The 20,107-nt window shown below is 34.7% G+C and carries 13 protein-coding genes; 11 read left to right on the plus strand and 2 right to left on the minus strand.

Annotation, left to right across the window (positions count from 1 at the left end):
• Positions 1 to 12: 12 nt before the first annotated feature.
• From uvrA to QYS48_RS04880, 3 genes are all read left to right on the plus strand, one after another.
• Entirely contained in the window at positions 13 to 2,838 is a 2,826-nt protein-coding gene (uvrA, locus tag QYS48_RS04870) for an excinuclease ABC subunit UvrA (protein WP_308357759.1), read from the plus strand.
• Positions 2,839 to 2,985: 147 nt separating this feature from the next.
• On the plus strand, positions 2,986 to 3,540 hold the full coding sequence (locus QYS48_RS04875; RefSeq protein WP_308357760.1) for a TetR/AcrR family transcriptional regulator: 555 nt from the start codon (positions 2,986 to 2,988) through the stop codon (positions 3,538 to 3,540).
• Positions 3,541 to 3,589: 49 nt separating this feature from the next.
• Positions 3,590 to 4,366 (plus strand): SDR family oxidoreductase, encoded by a 777-nt coding sequence (locus QYS48_RS04880; RefSeq protein WP_308357761.1) that lies wholly within the window; start codon positions 3,590 to 3,592, stop codon positions 4,364 to 4,366.
• Here QYS48_RS04880 and QYS48_RS04885 read toward each other — a convergent pair.
• Positions 4,363 to 4,812, minus strand: a complete 450-nt coding sequence (locus tag QYS48_RS04885) for a hypothetical protein (RefSeq protein ID WP_308357762.1) — start codon at positions 4,810 to 4,812, stop codon at positions 4,363 to 4,365. The genes QYS48_RS04880 and QYS48_RS04885 overlap by 4 nt on opposite strands.
• A gap of 189 nt (positions 4,813 to 5,001) precedes the next feature.
• Here QYS48_RS04885 and gdhA point away from each other — a divergent pair, with 189 nt between their 5' ends.
• From gdhA to QYS48_RS04905, 4 genes are all read left to right on the plus strand, one after another.
• Positions 5,002 to 6,360 carry an NADP-specific glutamate dehydrogenase gene (gene gdhA / locus QYS48_RS04890; protein WP_308357763.1) on the plus strand — a complete coding sequence of 453 codons (1,359 nt, stop codon included), beginning with the start codon at positions 5,002 to 5,004 and terminating at the stop codon, positions 6,358 to 6,360.
• 294 nt (positions 6,361 to 6,654) lie between these two features.
• The gene (locus QYS48_RS04895; RefSeq protein WP_308357764.1) at positions 6,655 to 7,122 is read left to right on the plus strand and encodes a DUF1801 domain-containing protein; all 468 of its coding nucleotides are present in this window, start codon (positions 6,655 to 6,657) and stop codon (positions 7,120 to 7,122) included.
• Between the two features lie 65 nt (positions 7,123 to 7,187).
• The gene (locus tag QYS48_RS04900; RefSeq protein ID WP_308357765.1) at positions 7,188 to 8,660 is read left to right on the plus strand and encodes a DUF5687 family protein; all 1,473 of its coding nucleotides are present in this window, start codon (positions 7,188 to 7,190) and stop codon (positions 8,658 to 8,660) included.
• 2 nt (positions 8,661 to 8,662) lie between these two features.
• Entirely contained in the window at positions 8,663 to 9,370 is a 708-nt protein-coding gene (locus QYS48_RS04905) for an ABC transporter ATP-binding protein (RefSeq protein WP_308357766.1), read from the plus strand.
• 76 nt (positions 9,371 to 9,446) lie between these two features.
• On the opposite strand, the gene QYS48_RS04910 is transcribed toward QYS48_RS04905, so the two are convergent.
• On the minus strand, positions 9,447 to 11,990 hold the full coding sequence (locus QYS48_RS04910; protein ID WP_308357767.1) for a M14 family metallopeptidase: 2,544 nt from the start codon (positions 11,988 to 11,990) through the stop codon (positions 9,447 to 9,449).
• Positions 11,991 to 12,217: 227 nt separating this feature from the next.
• Here QYS48_RS04910 and QYS48_RS04915 point away from each other — a divergent pair, with 227 nt between their 5' ends.
• The 4 genes from QYS48_RS04915 (at position 12,218) to QYS48_RS04930 (ending at position 20,107) form a co-directional block, all read left to right on the plus strand.
• Complete coding sequence (locus QYS48_RS04915) at positions 12,218 to 15,544, plus strand: carboxypeptidase regulatory-like domain-containing protein (protein ID WP_308357768.1); 3,327 nt, start codon at positions 12,218 to 12,220, stop codon at positions 15,542 to 15,544.
• Between the two features lie 28 nt (positions 15,545 to 15,572).
• Positions 15,573 to 16,646, plus strand: a complete 1,074-nt coding sequence (locus QYS48_RS04920; protein ID WP_308357769.1) for a fasciclin domain-containing protein — start codon at positions 15,573 to 15,575, stop codon at positions 16,644 to 16,646.
• Positions 16,647 to 16,891: 245 nt separating this feature from the next.
• Complete coding sequence (locus QYS48_RS04925; RefSeq protein ID WP_308357770.1) at positions 16,892 to 18,850, plus strand: endonuclease; 1,959 nt, start codon at positions 16,892 to 16,894, stop codon at positions 18,848 to 18,850.
• A gap of 183 nt (positions 18,851 to 19,033) precedes the next feature.
• On the plus strand, positions 19,034 to 20,107 hold the full coding sequence (locus QYS48_RS04930) for an efflux RND transporter periplasmic adaptor subunit (protein ID WP_308357771.1): 1,074 nt from the start codon (positions 19,034 to 19,036) through the stop codon (positions 20,105 to 20,107).

The following is a 20,107-nucleotide window of genomic DNA, read 5'->3' on the forward strand; positions in this document are numbered from 1 at the left end:
CTTTGTACGCTTATGGAATTAAAGGAAAATACTAAAGGTCAAGTTGCATTTGAAGAGCTTGATCCTAAAAAATTTATAATCATTAAAGGGGCTAGGGTTAATAATCTAAAAAACCTTAGTGTAGCTATTCCAAGGAATAAATTAGTAGTAGTTACAGGCTTATCCGGATCTGGTAAATCCTCTTTAGCTTTCGATACTTTATTTGCCGAAGGCCAAAGAATGTATGTAGAAAGCCTTAGTTCGTATGCCCGACAGTTCTTGGGTAGAATGGAAAAACCTGAAGTTGATTACATAAGAGGAGTTTCACCCGCCATAGCGATTGAGCAAAAAGTAAATACTCGAAACCCAAGGTCAACAGTGGGTACTACTACTGAGATTTACGATTATATGAAATTACTTTTTGCGCGGATAGGGATCACCTATTCTCCTAAAAGCGGAAAAATAGTGACCAGAGATACTGTATCAAGCATATCTGATACTATACATGCTCATAAAGAAGGTGAAAAATTTATGATTCTGGCACCTTTAATTGTTCCTAAAGGAAGGACACTTCAGCAGGAATTAGAACTCTTATTAAGTAAAGGATACACTAGAGTAGTTCACAAAGAGGATACATTATATATAGAGGATATACTTGAAGAAAATCAGTCTTTAAAAAGAAAAGATTTATTTATTCTGATCGACAGAACTTCTGTTCAAAAAGAAGATGAAGACAACCAATTTAGAATAGCAGATTCAATTCAAACTGCATTTTTTGAAGGGCATGGAGAGTGCATCATTGATTTTGTAGAATCTGAAGGAAAAAAAGAATTCAATGATAGATTTGAATTGGATGGTATTCAGTTTGAGGAACCCTCTATAAACCTTTTTAGCTTTAATAACCCCTATGGGGCTTGCAGAACTTGTGAAGGTTTTGGTAAAATATTGGGCATTGATGAAGATTTAGTAATTCCTGACAAAAGTTTATCTGTATACGAAGGGGCTATTGCACCATGGAAAGGAGAAACCATGAAAAAATGGGTTCAGCCACTAATCCAACATGGTATTGAATTTGATTTCCCGATACACAGACCTATAGAAGAACTAACGAAAGAAGAATACCAGCTACTTTGGGAAGGAAATAAATATTTCAAAGGATTGAATAAGTTCTTCGATCATTTACAATCTAAAATGCATAAAATTCAATATAGAGTGATGTTATCGCGCTATAGAGGAAGAACCACATGTCCTGATTGTAAAGGTACTAGATTAAGAAAGGATGCGGGCTATGTAAAAATCAATGATAAATCTATCATAGAATTAGTACTTAAGCCAATTGACCAGTTATTAAAGTTTTTTAATGAAATAAAACTAACTGAAAGCGAGCAGAAAATTGCTGGGAGAATCCTTAAAGAAATAAATAGCCGATTAGAATATTTGATGGAAGTAGGTTTAGGTTATTTAACCTTAAACAGACTAACCTCAACTCTTTCTGGTGGAGAATTTCAAAGAATTAAGTTGGCTACTTCATTAGGTAGTGCTTTGGTTGGGTCCATGTATATTTTGGATGAACCCTCAATCGGTCTGCATCCTCGTGATACCGCTAGGTTGGTAAAAGTGTTGAAAACGCTTAGAGATTTAGGCAATACTGTTATTGTTGTAGAGCATGAGGAAGAGGTAATGGTCGAGGCAGATGAGATTATCGACATAGGGCCAGATGCTGGAGCTCATGGGGGGAATTTAGTTTTTCAAGGCGATCTTGAAGCTTTAAAAAAAGCCGATAATACTCATACCGCACGCTTCTTAAATGGCAGCAATGAAGTAGTCGTACCGAAATCAAGAAGAAAGTGGAAAAACAGCATTTCCATTAAAGGAGCGAAAGAAAATAATCTCAACATAAAGGAAGTGAAAATTCCACTTGAAGTACTTACAGTTGTGACTGGTGTAAGCGGCTCAGGTAAATCTACCCTAATCAAAAAAATCTTAAATCCAGCCTTAGCTAAGATGATTGGCCAAGGAAGCACTGAGAGCACAGGTAAATTTGAAAAACTTGAAGGGGACTACAAAAAAGTAAAATCCATTGAGTTTGTGGATCAAAATCCAATTGGAAAATCTTCAAGATCAAATCCATTAACTTATGTAAAAGCTTATGATGCAATCCGTCAATTATTTTCCGACCAGACTTTAGCTAAGCAAAGAGGATATAAACCTGCATTTTTCAGCTTTAATGTAGATGGTGGACGATGTGAAATGTGCCAGGGAGAAGGTATTCAAAAAATTGAAATGCAATTCATGGCTGACATAGAGTTAACTTGTGAGAGTTGTAAAGGTCAGCGATTCAAAAATGAAATTTTAGAAATTACGTATAAAGGGAAGAATATTGCAGAAGTTTTAGACCTTACAGTAGAGGAAAGTTTAGAATTTTTTGAAGGCAATAACCCTATTATCAATAAACTACAACCTCTTAACGATGTGGGTCTTGGCTATATTCGTTTAGGACAATCTTCAAACTCATTAAGTGGTGGTGAAGCTCAAAGAGTAAAATTGGCTTCTTATTTAGGAAAAGGAGGAAGCATCAAAAATGATCATAATCTTTTCATATTTGATGAGCCAACTACTGGTTTACATTTCCATGACATCAAAAAATTACTAGAATCAATAAATGCATTGATTGAACAAGGTAATTCGGTTATTATTATCGAGCATAATATGGAAGTGATCAAGACTGCCGATTGGATAATAGACCTTGGTCCTGAAGGAGGTGAAAAAGGCGGAAACGTAGTTTTCGAAGGTTTACCTGAGGAAATGATAAAAATTAAAAATAATCATACTGCAGAATTCTTAAAAGAGAAATTATAATCTTCAAGTAAATCGAACTGAGAAGACTGAACATCTTATAGGGCTCTTTACTAGTTTTATCGACAAAACTATGTGGTCTACATATTTTTCTCAAAAAAAATCATTTAACCTAAAACCGAATGAACATTCATTCGTATATTTGCACTGATGAACAAAAGAGAACTCATATTACAAGCAACTTTGGAGTTGATAACCGAAAACGGTTTTCATGCTACCCCTATGTCAATGATTAGCAAAAAGGCTAAAGTTGCAGCTGGCACCATCTATCATCACTTTGAAAATAAAGAAGTGCTGCTGGAAGCATTGTATTCCGAATCAAAAGAAAAAATGGGAAAGTCAATGCAAGCAGCTGAACTAAGTGGGAACAGTTTCGAAGAAGATTTTAAATCGATATGGACAGCATTATTTACATTTTATGCAAATAATCGATTGCGATTTCAATTTTTGGAACAATATGCTCAATCTCCTTTCATTCAAAAAGAAACCAAAGAAGAACAAAGAAAGCATTACCAACCAATTATCAACTTCTTACAACAAGGAATTGAATACGGACATATGTCTGCTATTGATGTAGAGGTTATGACTGAAATGGTGCATGGAACCGTGGTTTCTGCAGCTAAAATATTTCACAGTGTTGGGAATTTAAATAAAAGCACAGTATCAGACTTGGCAAATTTCGCTTGGAAAGCAGTCAAGAAATAATTTTTTTATCAAAAACCGAATGAATATTCAATCTATAACAATTAACAATATGAAAACTGCATTAATTACAGGAGCCTCTTCAGGCATTGGCTTAGAGCTAGCAAAAATTCACGCACAAAAAGGAGATGACTTAGTATTGGTCGCAAGATCAGAACAAAAGCTTTTGGATCTCAAAAAAGAATTAGAAAGCCGTCACAAAATTAAAGTGACAGTTGCTGCTTTTGATCTTTCGGAAACCCAATCGGCTTATGATCTATTTGAGTTTACTGAAAAAAATAACATTTCAATTGATTACTTGATAAATAATGCCGGCTTTGGAGATTTTGAAGAGTTCAGTAAATCAGACCTCAATAAAGCTACTCAAATGATTGATTTAAATATTTCCAGCCTAACGATACTTACTAGATTATACTTAGATGGAATGCTTAAAAGAAAATCTGGAAAAATAATGCAATTAGCCTCTACGGCCTCATTTCAACCAGGGCCTTTAATGGCGGTTTACTATGCGACTAAACATTATGTATTAGCTTTTTCAGAAGCTATTGCTGAAGAATTAAAAGGCTCGGGAGTGACTGTTACTGCTCTGTGCCCTGGACCTACGGCTTCTGGCTTCCAAAATGCAGCAGATTTAGATGATTCAAAATTAGTGAAGAACAAAAAGCTTCCAACTTCAGCTGAGGTGGCCCAATATGGTTATCATGCTATGTTAAATGGAAAAAGAGTTGCGATCCATGGTTTCCAAAATAAATTAATGGCCTTTAGCGTACGTTTTACGCCTAGATCATGGGTAACTGCATTAGTAAAAAAATTATCAGCAAAAGCTTAATCGATCTTATTTAATTTAAAAGTATAAGTTCCAAAATCGTCATAGGACTCAAGATTTAAGTTATTAAGTCCAATTTTAACTGCATCACTATAAATGCTAAATCTATCACGATGGATATAATCATAGAATTCCATATCTAAGGTATAAATTCTTTCACTACCATCGTGATAGTTGTATTTGTGTAAAGTTAAAATCCAATCTCCACCAAAATATGCATCCAATGAAGCATCATAGTATTCAGCAAAACCATCTTCATGAAAAATGATTTGATCCCCTCTGTAATCTTCCATTAAATTGTTCCTAAATAAAGCATTATCTTCTTTGTAAAATGCTCTATCAAAATACCATTTTCCCTCAATTCGGTCAGCTCTGCGTTCTAATCGACCTCTCTCTGTACAAGAGGATAAAAAAAGGATAAGAATACCAAAATATACTAACTGCTTCATAACGTTTGATGTTGGTTCGAAAAATCAAAACCAAAAATCAGACCAAACCCAAATTAGATAGAGTTTGAAGTATCATTTTTAATTGATTACCGTCTTAAAAATATGTTTTAAATAAGAAAATAAATTAGATACACACAGCTAAACTTTTTTTTAGCATATTTATCAATCTTTAACATTGAACTATTTTTTATGTCTGAAAATGAATTACTCGAAAAAATAAAGAGAAGAAATCCGAATGAACCGGAATTTATTCAAGCAGTAGAGGAAGTAATTTCATCAATCGGTGTTGTTTTTAAAAAACATCCTGAATTTCATCATCTACGCCTTTTAGAAAGAATGGCTGAGCCTGAGCGACTTATTTCATTTAGAGTCAATTGGCTTGATGACAATGGGGAAGTGCAAGTGAACAGGGGTTTCCGAGTACAAATGAACAGTGCTTTAGGCCCCTATAAAGGAGGTTTAAGGTTTCACCCTTCAGTAAACCAAAGCATACTGAAATTTTTAGCCTTTGAGCAAATCTTTAAAAATGCATTAACCGGTCTTCCTTTAGGCGGTGGTAAAGGTGGTGCTGATTTCGATCCGAAAGGAAGATCGGATGCTGAAATTATGCGTTTTTGCCAAGCTTTTATGAGTGAATTATATCGACATATCGGTCATTTTACGGATGTGCCTGCTGGTGATATTGGCGTTGGAGGTAGAGAAATTGGCTATTTATTCGGTGCTTATAAAAAAATCAGAAATGAATTTACCGGAGTATTAACGGGAAAAGGGAGAGAATGGGGCGGTAGCTTGATTAGACCTGAAGCTACGGGTTATGGTTTAGTGTACTTTTCCCAATACATGTTGGAAAAAAATGATGATAGCTTGAAGGATAAAAAGTGTGTGGTTTCTGGTTCAGGAAATGTGGCACAATACACTTTAGAAAAATTAATTGAATTAGGCGCCAAACCCATCACTGCTTCAGATTCTTCAGGGTACATTATTGATGATGAAGGAATAAATCAAGAAAAGCTCGAATTCATCAAAGAAATTAAAAATGTGAATAGAGGCAGAATATCAGAATATTTAGAGAAATACTCCAATGCTAAATATGTAGAAAACGATGCAGATAAAGACTATAACCCTTTATGGGAAACCAAAGCGGATTGCGTATTTCCATGTGCAACTCAAAATGAAATCAATAAAAAGGATGCTGAAAACATTAAAAGATCAGGTGCAAAACTGCTCACCGAAGGTGCTAATATGCCTTTAACAGCCGAAGCCATTGATGTTATTTGTGAAGCTGAAATTCTTTATGCTCCAGGTAAAGCTACTAATGCAGGTGGAGTTGCCGTTTCAGGCTTAGAAATGAGTCAGAATAGAATTGGAGTATATTGGTCACATGAGGAAGTAGACAATAGACTAAAAAATATTATGAAGGATATACATGACAATTGCGTTAAAACAGCTGAAGAATACGAATTAAATCAACATAATTATTTGGCTGCCGCAAATATTTATGGGTTTTTAAAAGTTGCAGACGCAATGAAAGCCCAAGGTGTAATTTAAAAGAATAAGAGCCAGGTAGCTTTTTACCTGGTTCATTGCTTTCTAAGAATCTGGTTCACCACTTCATCTATACTTATTAAAGGAATCCCCACCTGAATTAGAAACAGAAATGCCTCTCTTTCATAGCCATTATCTTTACAAAAATCGTCACAATCAACATCTATAGTAATAGAATAGTAATTGATAATTTTCTCATAAAGATGTAAAGTTTATTTTGGTAACTGCCACAGATTTATTGAGAGAATTGATTCAAAAAATTTTGAAACGCTTATATTCAATAAAAATCTATACCTAATGAATTATGATGTAAAAACTGTTGAGGAATATTTAAATGCTATTCCTAAAGACAGGAGACCATTTGTTGAAAAGTTAAGGGATATAATTAAGGAAAACCTCCCTGAAGGATTCAAAGAAGAAATATCATATGGAATGATAGGCTTTGTAGTTCCTCATGATATATATCCAAATGGTTACCATGTAAATCCTGAACTTCCTTTACCCTTTATAAACATAGCCTCACAAAAAAATTTTATAGCCCTCTATCATAGTGGTATTTATACTAGCCCTGAATTAATGGAATGGTTTAAAAAAGAATATTCGGAGCGAATTACTACTAAATTAGATATGGGAAAAAGTTGTATTCGCTTTAAAAACCTAAAAAATATTCCATTTGATCTAATTGAAGAGTTAGCGAAAAAAATTTCTGTAGATGACTGGATTTTGCAGTATGAGAATTCTCTTAGTAAGATGAAAAATAAATAATATTATTGCCTATTCATCTTTATTGATTTAAATTTCAAAATTGTAAGAACTATCAACTACAATTTATGAAATGGATTTTAAAGCATCAGTGGCTAAACTTTAGAAGATCTCCTGCTTTCGAAAAAGATTTAGGTATTAAGATCTTCTTGATCCTATTGGGATTATTTCTATTAATGAACCTGATATTTGTGAGCTCAAATTTTAATGAACTGCTTGATGGCTTTGGTATCGATACCGAGCCCACAATATTAATTAATCAATTTTTACTTTATTATTTTATTAGTGAGCTCGGACTTCGTTATCTGATGCAAAATGTACCAGCTCTAGATATAGAGCCCTACCTTCACTTACCTATTTCGAAAAATCTAGTTTCAAAATTTCTTGTTTTCAGATCGATTTTAAGTCCGTATAATCTCCTGGCTCCCTCGATTTTTATTGGTTTGACAGTCAGCACAGTAATTCCTTCTATCGGACTTTCCAAAGGCTTAGTTTGGCTACTTTTCACCTTATCTACCTCTTTAATCCTTCATTTTTTTAATATATTAATTAAAAAGAAATTAGAGAACTCTAATCTATTTTGGACTGTATTACTTTCACTTATTGCCATTAATTACATTGGAAATAATTATCTAAACTTTGATTTAATCCCTTTGGGGCAGTGGGCATCTGCAATAACCAACAATCCCATTTTATTGATCGTCCCAATTCTAATACTACTATTCGTAATTTATACAAGCTATAAATTCTTCTTAGAAAATCTTTATTTGGAAGATTTATTCGATGCCAAAATGATGTCTGGTGAAAAATTTACTGGAAAATTAAGAAATTGGGAAAGCAAAGGTTTGCTTAACACTTTGATAGGTCAGGAACTTAAATTAATCCTTCGTCATAAAAGGAGTAGATCAAGCGTGATGATGGCTGGTATTTTTTTATTCTACCCACTTCTCATTTTCAGTATGGGAAAAGAAACACAATCAGAATTCATGGCGATTTTTGTAAGCATTTTCTTTACAGGAATATTCATTATTCAGTACGGGCAGTTTCTTTGGAGCTGGAATACTAACCAGATGGACTTTTTCCTGACTCAGATCAATCCATATAAGCTGTGGGTGGAGTCCCGATACAGATTACTAGTTTACTCAGTAATTATTACTAGTATCTTATCGCTACCCTATTTTTATTATGGATATGAAATTATGCTGATAATGGCTGCAACTGCACTGTATAATGTAGGAATAAATAGTATGCTTATTATGCGCATGAGCTTATGGGGTCCAAAGCCTATAGAATTAGATAAGAGCTCTATGATGAATTATCAGGGAGTAGGGGCCGCTCAATTTGTAGTGGGAATTCCTCTTATTTTAGGACCAATGATAGTTTACGCCCCATTTTCATATATCTGGAATGGTCAGATAGGTGTTTTAGCTATTGCCGTTACAGGACTCATTGGCATTGTGTTGAGAAAACCATTTTTTAATGCGATAGCTAATAAATTAAAGAAAGATAAATATAAACTCATCCACGATTTAACAATATAGAAGTGATACAGATACATAACCTTAAAAAAAGCTACCATAAACAAACGGTTTTAAATGTACCGGAAATAAATATTCCTGAAGGACAATCATTTGGCTTAGTAGGAAATAATGGGGCAGGTAAAACAACACTTTTACGTTTGATGCTCGACCTTATCCGTGCTAGTGAAGGAGAAATTCAAATTGATAATCAATCGGTAAAAGATCAAGAAGACTGGAAAAACATAACAGGGTCATTCATTGATGAGAAATTTTTAATCCACTATTTAACTCCTGAAGAGTATTTCCAATTTTTAGCTAAAATAAGAGGGGTGAGTGCGGGAGATGTTAGCATGCATTTGAAACTATTTGAACCCTTATTTAATGATGAAATTTTTGGTAAGAAAAAGTACATCAGAAATCTTTCTAAGGGTAATAAAAAGAAATTAGGGATAGCAGCTGCACTTCTTGGAGATCCTAAATTAGTTATACTTGATGAGCCATTCGAAAATCTAGATCCTACGAGTCAGATTAGATTGAAAAAGATCATTCAACAATTTCAAAAAGAAAAATCAGTCACCTTTGTGATTTCCAGTCATGATCTTAATCATGTTACTGAGATTTGTGATCGTATTGTCATTTTAGACAAGGGAATTATTATTAAGGATATGGAAGTAACTGAAAGTACATTAAATGAACTTACAGATTATTTCAGCAGCAGTGTTGAAAATTAAATTTTATAAATATTAATAAATAAAAAAGGATGGCTTATAGACCATCCTTTATATAACATTCAACTAAATGTAAATTCTATTCCGCAGAACTTCCGCTAATGGTTTGGCCGAAGAAAACTGCGTTCATAAATAATCGGTTAGTACCATACCAAAAAGCTCTAAAGTTTGTATTATCTGTAAAAGAAATCACCTTTCCAGCTCCTACTCTACTTACGCTTACAGCTGAAGTTCCTTTTAATTTCTCAACATTTTCTTCAGAAATATAACCATTCAACAATGGCGATTGGGTGTATCTAAGCGGGTTAGCATACTGATTTTTAGATTTCTCCATAAACAATGTTGTATTTCTAAAAATAGGCATCTTTTCCTTTTTCAATCCATAAGCAATCGGATGACTTAAATCTAATTCCACTTCAAAAATAGCACCACCAATCACTTGAGCTCCTCTGTTGTTGCCTAAATCCTCATAAGCTTCATATCCAATTGTATCAGCCTTATTTTTTTTGAATTTAACTTTAGTTAATTTTTGATCTGAAAGCCATTTTGCTGCAGATTGATAGGCTATTAATGTGCCGCCTGTTTGTAACCAAGACTGTATCTTTGGCATTTGACTACCCATACTCCCATATCTACCATCTGGCATAATTAAAACATTATATCTGCTTAAATCCGCTCTTCTGAAATCATTAACATCAATTTTAGTAATCGGCATTTCATAATGCTGATCCATTAAAAACCATATTTCTCCAGCATCATAAGGACTTATCCCTTCACCAATAACCATTGCTATACTTGTTTTTGTTAAGGGTTCAAAAGAGGGGCTTCCTAAATTAACTCCACTTGTATTCCCACTATTAAGCGCATGCACTTTAACACCAGTTTCTGTTATAGCTTCTTCTATGATTTGATAAATCTGGATTGCGGATTGATTCTGCTGCTTAACAGGAATTAAAATAGTACCGATGGCTAAAGTTTCTCCATTAGATAATACTATTTCTTCAGTGCTGACCTTCGTTCTTAATCCAGCTTTATGAATCTTATTTAAAGCCTTTGGAGCATAGAAATCATGCCATTCCATTAAATAAGCATATTCACTTTTTCCTCCTATTATATTGGAATTTGGTTTTTGATCAGCTGTGAACCTTTCCCCTAAAAGGCTACTATTGAACCCTTTATTATCTAAGCTTTTATAATCTAGATTAAAGGCCATCCCCATATTAAAAGCAGAAACATCATAGAATAAGCTGTCTTTAAAGCTAGTTCTCACATCGAAAATTGCTTTGATTAATCTGCTTTGATTTTGATTAGTAGGAATAATAAAGCTGTTATCAGAATCAAAGCCTGCTGTATTTTTTGCTAATTTATAAACTTCAATTTCTTGTCTATCAAGCATTTCTGCAAAACGGAAAAGCTTAGATTGATCTAGATCAGATACCACCCATGCTTTTTCACTTGCCTGCGATGCCATCTGCTTTGAATTTTTATAAAAATCCTTTTGGAATGTTAACAATTCAGTTCTCATTTCATAAGCAGCTTGAAATGTACTTAATGATGCCGTGAATTGATTTTTTATTGTAAAAGGAAATTCAAGAACTCCATTTACACTTTCTTGTGCATGACCTCGAGAGCTCGCTTGCTCAAATAAAATCCCAACTGCCCCTTGTACATCCGGAAAAGTAGATCCTTTCCCATAATAAAAGTCATCAAAACTCTCCTTACTGTAGTAAAGTGAACCTATTCGATCCAAAAATTCAGCATGATATTCGCCAATTTGAGCAGTTAAATCTTGGTTTTTTTGAGGTGTAATCGGATGAGTACGTTCTGGAATTCCTGGCTGGAAAAAGAATGTACTATTGGTTCCCATTTCATGGTGATCTGTTAAAATATTCGGCTTCCATGCATGGAATTGAGCAATTCTATTCCGAGATTCAACCAATTGGGTTGGCAACCAATCTCTATTCATATCAAACCAATAATGATTGGTTCTGCCTCCAGGCCAAACTTCGTTAAATTCTCTATCATTAGGATCAGTAACCAAATTTTCACTTTTATGTATATTAGCCCAAGTAGCAAATCTATTTAAACCATCTGGATTAAATGATGGATCTAAAAGTACTACTACATTTTTTAACTTATCTTCAATATCAGAACCTTGGGCAGCAGCCAAATAATAAGCCGTAAGCATAGAAGCATTACTACCACTCGGTTCATTGCCATGAATAGAAAAACCCATCATCACAACTGATGGCATTTCATTCACATCTAAACCATTGGATAATTCAGGATTAGTTAGATTTTTATGATCACGCTTTATTTGATCAATGTTTTTATGATTTTCAGGATGTGTAATCGTTAAAAGCAATTGAGGCCTATCCTCATAAGTTTTACCACTTTCAATAATGGTAATTCTATTAGAAGCTGCAGCCAAAGCCTTCATATAATATACCAACTTATCATGAGTAACATGCCATTCTCCTACCTGATGCCCAATCACACTTTCGGGTGTTGGAATTGAAGAATCATACTCTAAACTATCGGGTAGAAAATAGGATAAATCCTTTTGAGCCACAGTGAGGCTAGAACTGAAAACTAAAATAAATAATAGGTAGATCTTTCTCATAAAATTTTTATTAAAGTGGAAGTTAACAATCTAATTCCTATCTAGTAAGTACAATGTTTTGAACGGTGATATTCCTGTTTTTAAACCAGAATTTCATAGTAAAATACCAATGTTAACTTAATGTTAACAAAATAGTATGCATACATAATCAATAATTAACTTAGAACACAGACGCTTAAGTGATTAGTCATTTAATTTTGCAGTAAATTCAAAAAACAAATTACAAAATGAAGAAAATTTTACAGAGTTTATGTGTAGTGACATTGCTGCTTGCTTTAGCAGTAGGTTCAGCCTTTGCACAAGGGGTAACTACATCAGCAATAACTGGTGTGATTAAAGATGACAAAGGAGAGGAATTACCTGGCGCTACTGTCCAAGCAATACACACTCCTTCAGGTACTACCTATGGAGCCGTGTCAAATGTCAGTGGTAGATTTAGAATGCTAAACATGAGAGTGGGTGGACCATACACACTTAAAGTTTCATTTATTGGCTTTCAAGAATATGAGCTTCAGAATATCGATCTTGACTTAGGTCAAACATTGAACCTCAATATTGCTATGACAACTAGTGTTGAAGAATTAAGTGAAATACTTGTTGAAGCACAAAGAGGTCAAGTAATTGATGGTGATAGAACAGGAGCTTCTACCAACTTATCAAATGAAAGAATCGCTTCAATGCCGACCATTAACCGTAGTATAAATGACTTCACAAGATTGAATCCTCAATCAAATGGGACTAGTTTTGGTGGTGCTGATAACCGATATAACAATTACACCATTGATGGTAACTTATACAACAACAACTTTGGCTTAGGAAGCTCTCAGTTTGCAGGAGGAAATCCTATTTCAATTGACGCAATTGAAGAAGTACAAGTAAACATCGCTCCTTATGATGTAACTCAAAGTGGTTTTACAGGAGCAAGTGTTAATGCTGTAACTAAGTCAGGTACTAACTCTATACAAGCAACGGCTTATACACTTTTCAGAAATCAGAATACTCAAGGAACTACTTTAAATGGTGGTCAGGACGTACCTTTTTCTGAATCAAGTACACAAATTCACGGTGTAACTTTAGGTTTACCGATCATTAAAGATAAATTGTTCTTTTTTGGTTCATTTGAATTTGAGGATAATGCTATCCCTGGTGATACTAGAAGAGCGGCAAGACCTGAGCAAGGATTATTGCCTGACTTAGAATTAGGTATTGCAAGAATGACGGCTGATCAAGCTGAGTTTGTGCAAGAGCAAATGCAAGAAATTTATGGATATGAAACAGGTGCTTACGAAAACTATCCATTTGAAGATGTAGCTACAAGGTTGAACTTTCGATTAGATTACAACTTGAATCAGAGCAACAAAATCATGGTGCGTTACAACAATTTCCAACAAAGAAGAGATGTTGGAATCAACGGAAACAGTATTCGTGGACTTCCTGCTAGTGAAAGATTTAGAAATACAAGTAGATTTGGTAATGAAGCGCTTACCTTCAGAAACGGTAATTACGGAAGTGAAGAAGACGTTCAATCTATTGTTGGAGAGTGGACTTCAAACATTGGTAACAATATGGCCAATAAATTGAATATTGGATATACCAGCGCCATATCCCAAAGATTTATTCCTGGAGATCAAAATTTCCCAATGTCTGAAATATTAGAATATGACGGTTCTACTCCATTATATTTCGCCTCATTAGGAACTGAACTTTTCACTAGAGGTAACTTATTGGATAACAAAACCTTTAATATCACAAATAATTTTAATTATTTCATGGGTGATCATACTTTCACTGCGGGTGTGAACTTCGAATACATGACATTCGATAATGCCTTTAACCCAACTTGGGATTCATGGTACAGATGGAATTCTTATGATGATTTCGTAGCTGCAGTAATTGATAGAGACCCAAGCGTTCGTCCAGCAGGTTTTGCAATTGGATTTACATATGATGCAGAAAATCCAAATGTTTTACCAACAGATAGAACTCAATTTGGACAAGTTGGTATTTATGTACAAGACGAATATCAAGCAACTAACGACTTAAAAGTAACAGCAGGTTTACGTGTTGAATTACCTTTCTACCCAATTGATGCTCCTAGAAACCCTAGAGTAGAAGCATTAGGGATAAGTGTAGAAAACCCTAGAAATCCAGGTGAATTTATTGAACCTCGTGTGGATAATTTCCCTTCAATTAACCCTGTTTTCTCTCCTCGTTTAGGTTTTAACTGGGATACATTTGGTGACAAAACCTTACAAGTACGTGGTGGGACAGGTATTTTCACAGGTCGTCCAATATTTGTTCACTTATCTAACCAAATTAATGGTAATGGTGTAACAAGAGGTTTCATTGGTCTATTGGAAGATGATTGGGGACAAGATGGAAACCCAACATGGGAAGGTTTCCAAGCGGATATTAACTATTACAGACCAGATCCATCAGTACAGGAACCTACTGTTTCTAGCTCGTTATCAATAACTGACCCTAACTTTCAACTTCCTCAAACTTGGAGAAGCAACTTAGCGGCAGATTATGTTTATAATGGATTTGTATTCACTGTTGAAGGTATCTTCTCTAAAGATTACAACACTCCATTCAGTGCTAACCTTTCAAGTGTTCCTACTGGTGAGTCAGTAAATATTGGCGGTAATGCATATCCAACTTACGATCAAGTAGCACTAGGTGGCGAAATCAATGAGTTATATTATTTAACTAATATTGACGACAGGACTTATGCTGCTTTAACTCTAGGAGTTCAAAAGGATTGGGGTAAAGGTATTTTTACCAGCTTTAATTATACAAGAAGTCAAAGTAGAGACTTTGGACTTGGTGGCGGTTCTCAAGCAGCTTCCTTATGGCCAGCTGACGTTCAGCAAGGAAGAAACAATCCGGAAGAAGGATTCTCAAGAAATGATCAACCAAATAGAGTAGTAGGTTTAATTGCCTTCAACACAAAAGGTCTAAATGAATCTAACAACACTTCATTCAACTTATACTATTCAGCTGGTGAACAAGGAAGATACTCTTATACTTACAGTGGTAACATTACTGGTGAAGGTGGTGGATCTTCATTAATGTATATCCCAGAAAGTTTAGAAGATGCACAGCTTATCGACAGAATAGCTGGTGGATCAATTGTGCAAACTGCTGAGCAGCAATGGAACATTTTGAATAACTATATTGAGAATGATCCATATTTAAGCGAAAATAGAGGTACGGTTTCGGAAAGAAATGGTGCAGTTTTACCATGGTTACACAGACTTGACTTATCAGTTGTTCAAACCATCAACTTAACTAAGGATCCATCTGAGCATAGATTAGAATTCAGAGCTGATATTTTAAATGTATTGAACATGATGAATGACTCATGGGGTGTAAGCAGACAAACTGTACAAAGAAACTTAATGAACTTTGAAGGTACTGATGCTAATGGAAATGCTCAATTTACCATCAATACTATTCAAGGAGAGTCAACTTATCCAACGGATGTAACCATTCCAAACTTTGATCTTGGTCAAACTTGGAGTGCACAGTTTGGTGTTAAATACATCTTTTAATTGAGACAAAAATTTAAAAAATAGTAAAATGAAAAATATATTAAAATATGCATCATTCGTGTTCGCAGGAATGTTGATTTTTTCAACTTCTTGTATAGACGAAAATTATGATGATTCATCAGATGTTGGGATTACAGACGATCCACTTCTTTTAACAGTAATAAACGAAGAAAATGCCTCTGGCGAATTGAGTTCATTCATAAGCTTAGCTGATGAAAATGGCTTGGTTGGTGCTCTAACGAGCAACAAAACGCAAGAGCAAAGAACTGTTTTTGCACCTACAAACAATGCTTTTGCAATATTGGCTTCCCAATTAGGTTATGATAGCGTGGAGGATTTATTAGCTGATGATGCTGTTAACTTAGTAGAAATACTGGAAACGCATATTGCTTTAGCTAATCTAAGCCTAAATCAGATCGAGACTGGATCTTTCAGATCTATCGCTACTTTATCTGGTATTAACGTTCCAGTAGCACGTGATGGTGGTTTGGTAATAAATGCTAATCCAGATTTAGAAATATTAAGGTCAAATAGCGAAGGTAATGGAACTGTTCATGTCATTTCCAGAGTATTACTTCCTATCCGATTCAATATTGATTTTTCGGCTGACTTTGGTGGCGACTTCGATGCATGTAGTGCAGTATTAGCTGACTGGAGAGTAGAGAATGTAGTATTAGCAGGTGGTTCTGGTTGGGGTTGTACTTCTTTTGGTTTTGATGGCCAAGGTATCCAAGCAAACGGATTCTCTGGTGGTCCACAAGAAGTAGATTCTTGGATTATTTCACCAGTACAAGAGTCAAATGATGTGGTACTTAATACATTGAAATTTAAGTATGCAAGTAGATTTGACGGACCAAGTCCTGAAATATGGGTTATAGCTGAAGATGATTATGCCGCTGACGGTGCATTTGACGCTAGTGCTTGGACTCAATTAGAATTTAACTTTCCACCACCAGCAAGCGAAAATAACGTATTTTCTGACCAGGCAGTAGGAATTCCTTCTGAATTCCATAATGATGCTTATCGATTTGCTTTCAGATATATCTCTGGTGCAGGTGCAACCAGAGTAACGATCGATAATGTTGAAGTAGGGGAAGAATAACTCATTTTTCAAGAGTTAAATAAAAAACGAAAACCCGAGGTATTGCTACCTCGGGTTTTTTTATACTCATTACAATAAATATAAAGAACCCACATTTTTATAGAATTATAAAAATAAAACACACAGACCAGTCAGTTTTTTAGATTGTTTTAACAGAACCAATTAACTTTGAACTCTTGATTTTTATACAAATAATAATAATCAGGAAAGTCTCTATTAATTTCAAAATGAAAATTCTATTCTATATGAAAAAAATACTACTCCTAACAATTTTATCCATTTTGAGCACAATTGTGATAGCACAGCCTGATGGCTATTATGATGGAACAGAGGGATTAAGTGGTAATGAGTTAAAAATAAAGCTGCATCAAATACTTCGGGGGCATGAGGTGAAAACTTATAGTGAGTTTAGAGATGTTATCCTCAGAGATCTTGATGAAGACCCTAATAACCCAGATAACATTATACTCTTTTACAAGAATGCCTCCATCCCGAAATCCAACTTTGCCTCAAACAATGAACCTGATTTTTGGAACAGAGAGCATACTTGGCCTTCTTCTCATGGTTTTAGCACTCAAGATACCGCTTACACAGATGTACACAACCTGAGGCCATCAGATGCAACGGTTAACAGCTCAAAAAGCAATAAGGACTTTAATGATGTAGAAAATATTCCAGAAAATGCAGAAGGCGAAGCTCCTGATACATATACCACTAACGACTTTTGGGATCCTAGAGATGAAATTAAAGGAGATGTAGCAAGAATTCTTTTCTACATGGCTACTCGATATGAAAGTGAATCTCTTGACCTAGAATTAGTTGATAGAATTAGTTTTTCGAATGAACCTGCCCTTGGCGTTTTATTCACCTTAATTAAATGGCATGAGCAAGACCCAGTGGATGCTGAAGAAAGAGCACGACATGAAGGCGCATTTGGATATCAAGGCAATCGTAATCCCTTCATTGATCATCCGGAATGGGTAAATGCAATCTGGGGAGGATCCACTAGCCCAAATTTAATCTTAAATACACTTAATTTTAATGCTGATTTTGGTAATGCTGAACTAGGCTCTTCATTAGAACAGCAATATGAAATTAATGCATATAATTTAACTTCTGATGTTTCTGTGCAAGTGGAAGCCCCTTTTTACGTTTCTACCGATGGAGAGAATTATACAGATAGCATTGGTTTTTCTTCAAACAACAGTAGCGAGCAAACTTTCACCGTATTCCTTCGATTTGAACCTAATCAAGAGGAGCAAGAAGTTAATATAGAAGTAATACATAGCACCGATGGCGATTCGGAAGAGCTTTCAGTTTCAGGAAAAGAAGGAGCTATAGAAATAACGACCATTGCTGAAGCAAGACAATTTACGCTAGGTGAAGTAGTAACTGTTCAAGGAGTAGTAATTGATGCAGGTAACAATAGCAGCAACAACAGAGTGATTTATGACGGTACTGCAGGACTTGTAGTGAGAAGTTTTGATACGGATAATGAATCTGAAAATCTTCAACAGGGCGATAGTGTATCTGTGACTGGTGGTTTAAGTGAGTTTAATAACCTTTTACAAATTTCCGAATCACCAATTACCATCACAATATTAAAACAAGGTGTAAACCTCCCTGAACCAAAAGTTATTAGTCTTGCAAATGTAGGTGAAGAATATGAATCGCAGTTGATCACTGTTAGAAATGTTGAATTTGTAGAGACTGGAATCTTTCTTGGAGGCGGTGCTAGCGGTAATTTTACAATTACAGACGGTGTCAATGAATTGATTTTTAGAATTGGTTCTGGTAATCACCCAATAGTTGGAGAAGATATTCCTACTGGATTGTATGATGTAACAGGCTTTGTAGGTCAGTTTGGTAATGACTATCAAATCTCACCAAGAACCATCGATGATTTACAGCCAGTCGAAGATTCTACAGGCCAAACATTAGCTAATATTGATTTTAAAACAATAGATGGATTGATATATCCAAATCCCGCTAAAGATCAAATCTTTATTAAAACAGAAAAATTACAATTTGCAAGCACTATTAGCGCAACGATATACTCATCGAATGGTAGCAAACTGCAAGAATTAAATAATATTAATGCAAGTAGAAATACTATTTCTATCGACCATCTCAAAGGGGGTATGTACTTCATTATCTTATCTATAGATGATCAATACTTTATTCAAAAACTTATAAAAGAATAAAGCCTTATTATTCTTAGCATTAGGAATCTCTATCTCCATAGTTAGAGATTCCTACCTTCCAATCATCACTATTTCCTGCCGTTAAAGTGAAAGCTTTCAAAATAGGCAACTTTTCATCTTTAGCATAGTTCTATCTGTTTGTATGTTTGCACATTAATTAGCTTACTTTTTTAATTATTCACTATGAACAAAATTGCAATACGAATTATTGCCTTTATCGCAATAGTTGCCGTTATCATATTCTTAGTATTTCCAGATATTTTTTCCTCTGAAGAAAAGCAACAAGTTTCATCAGAGCCTGTTGTTGCTAGCACTAAAATAACGATAGATGCTAAAGTGGTTCAGTATGAAACTTTCAAAAATGACATTGTCTTAACAGGATCATTATTAGCCAATGAATCTGTGCAACTAGCAAGTGAAATATCTGGTAAAATAGACCATATATATTTCAAAGAAGGTCAATATGTAAAAAAAGGTAAGTTACTCGTTCAAACGAATGTAGCTGACCTTGAAGCTGATCTTCAAAGATTAAAATATACAGCACGCCTAAATGCAGAAACTGAGAAAAGGCAAAAGCAATTGCTGGAAAAGGAAGCGATTAGTAAGGAAGAATATGACATCGCCTTTACTAATTTAAAAACTACTGAAGCAGAAATAGAAGCATTGCAGGCTCAAATTGATAAATCTAGAATTAGAGCTCCTTTTTCCGGATATATCGGTTTGCGTTATGTTAGTGAGGGAAGCTATATTACACCTAGCTCACAAATCGCTTCATTATATAATGTAAACCCTATTAAAATTGAGTTCTCTGTTCCTAGTAGATACAGCGGATTGGTAAAAGAAGGAAGTAAAATTACTTTTAATTCAGAGGCCGAGAATAAAGATAGAGAAGCCACAGTTTATGCCATTGAGCCACAAATTGATCCTGTAACAAGAACCTTAACTGTTAGGGCTGAAACTGAAAATCCTGATAACACTTTAATACCAGGTCAATTTATTAGAATTAACCTAAGTCTTGAAAATAGAGAAAATTCTATTTTAATTCCAACGACTTCAATTATGCCAAAAGCAGATGGACATACCGCATATGTTATTGAAAATGGAATGGCTCATTTAAAAGAAGTAGAATTAGGTTCGAGAACTGCAAATAGGGTTGAAATACTAAGAGGTATTGAAAATGGGGATACAGTAGCAATTGCGGGTGTTCCTCAATTAAAAGATAGAGCAAAAGTAGAAATTAAAAAGCTAGAAAACTAA

The sequence above is a fragment of the Marivirga arenosa genome (assembly GCF_030503895.2).
GTDB lineage: Bacteria > Bacteroidota > Bacteroidia > Cytophagales > Cyclobacteriaceae > Marivirga > Marivirga arenosa.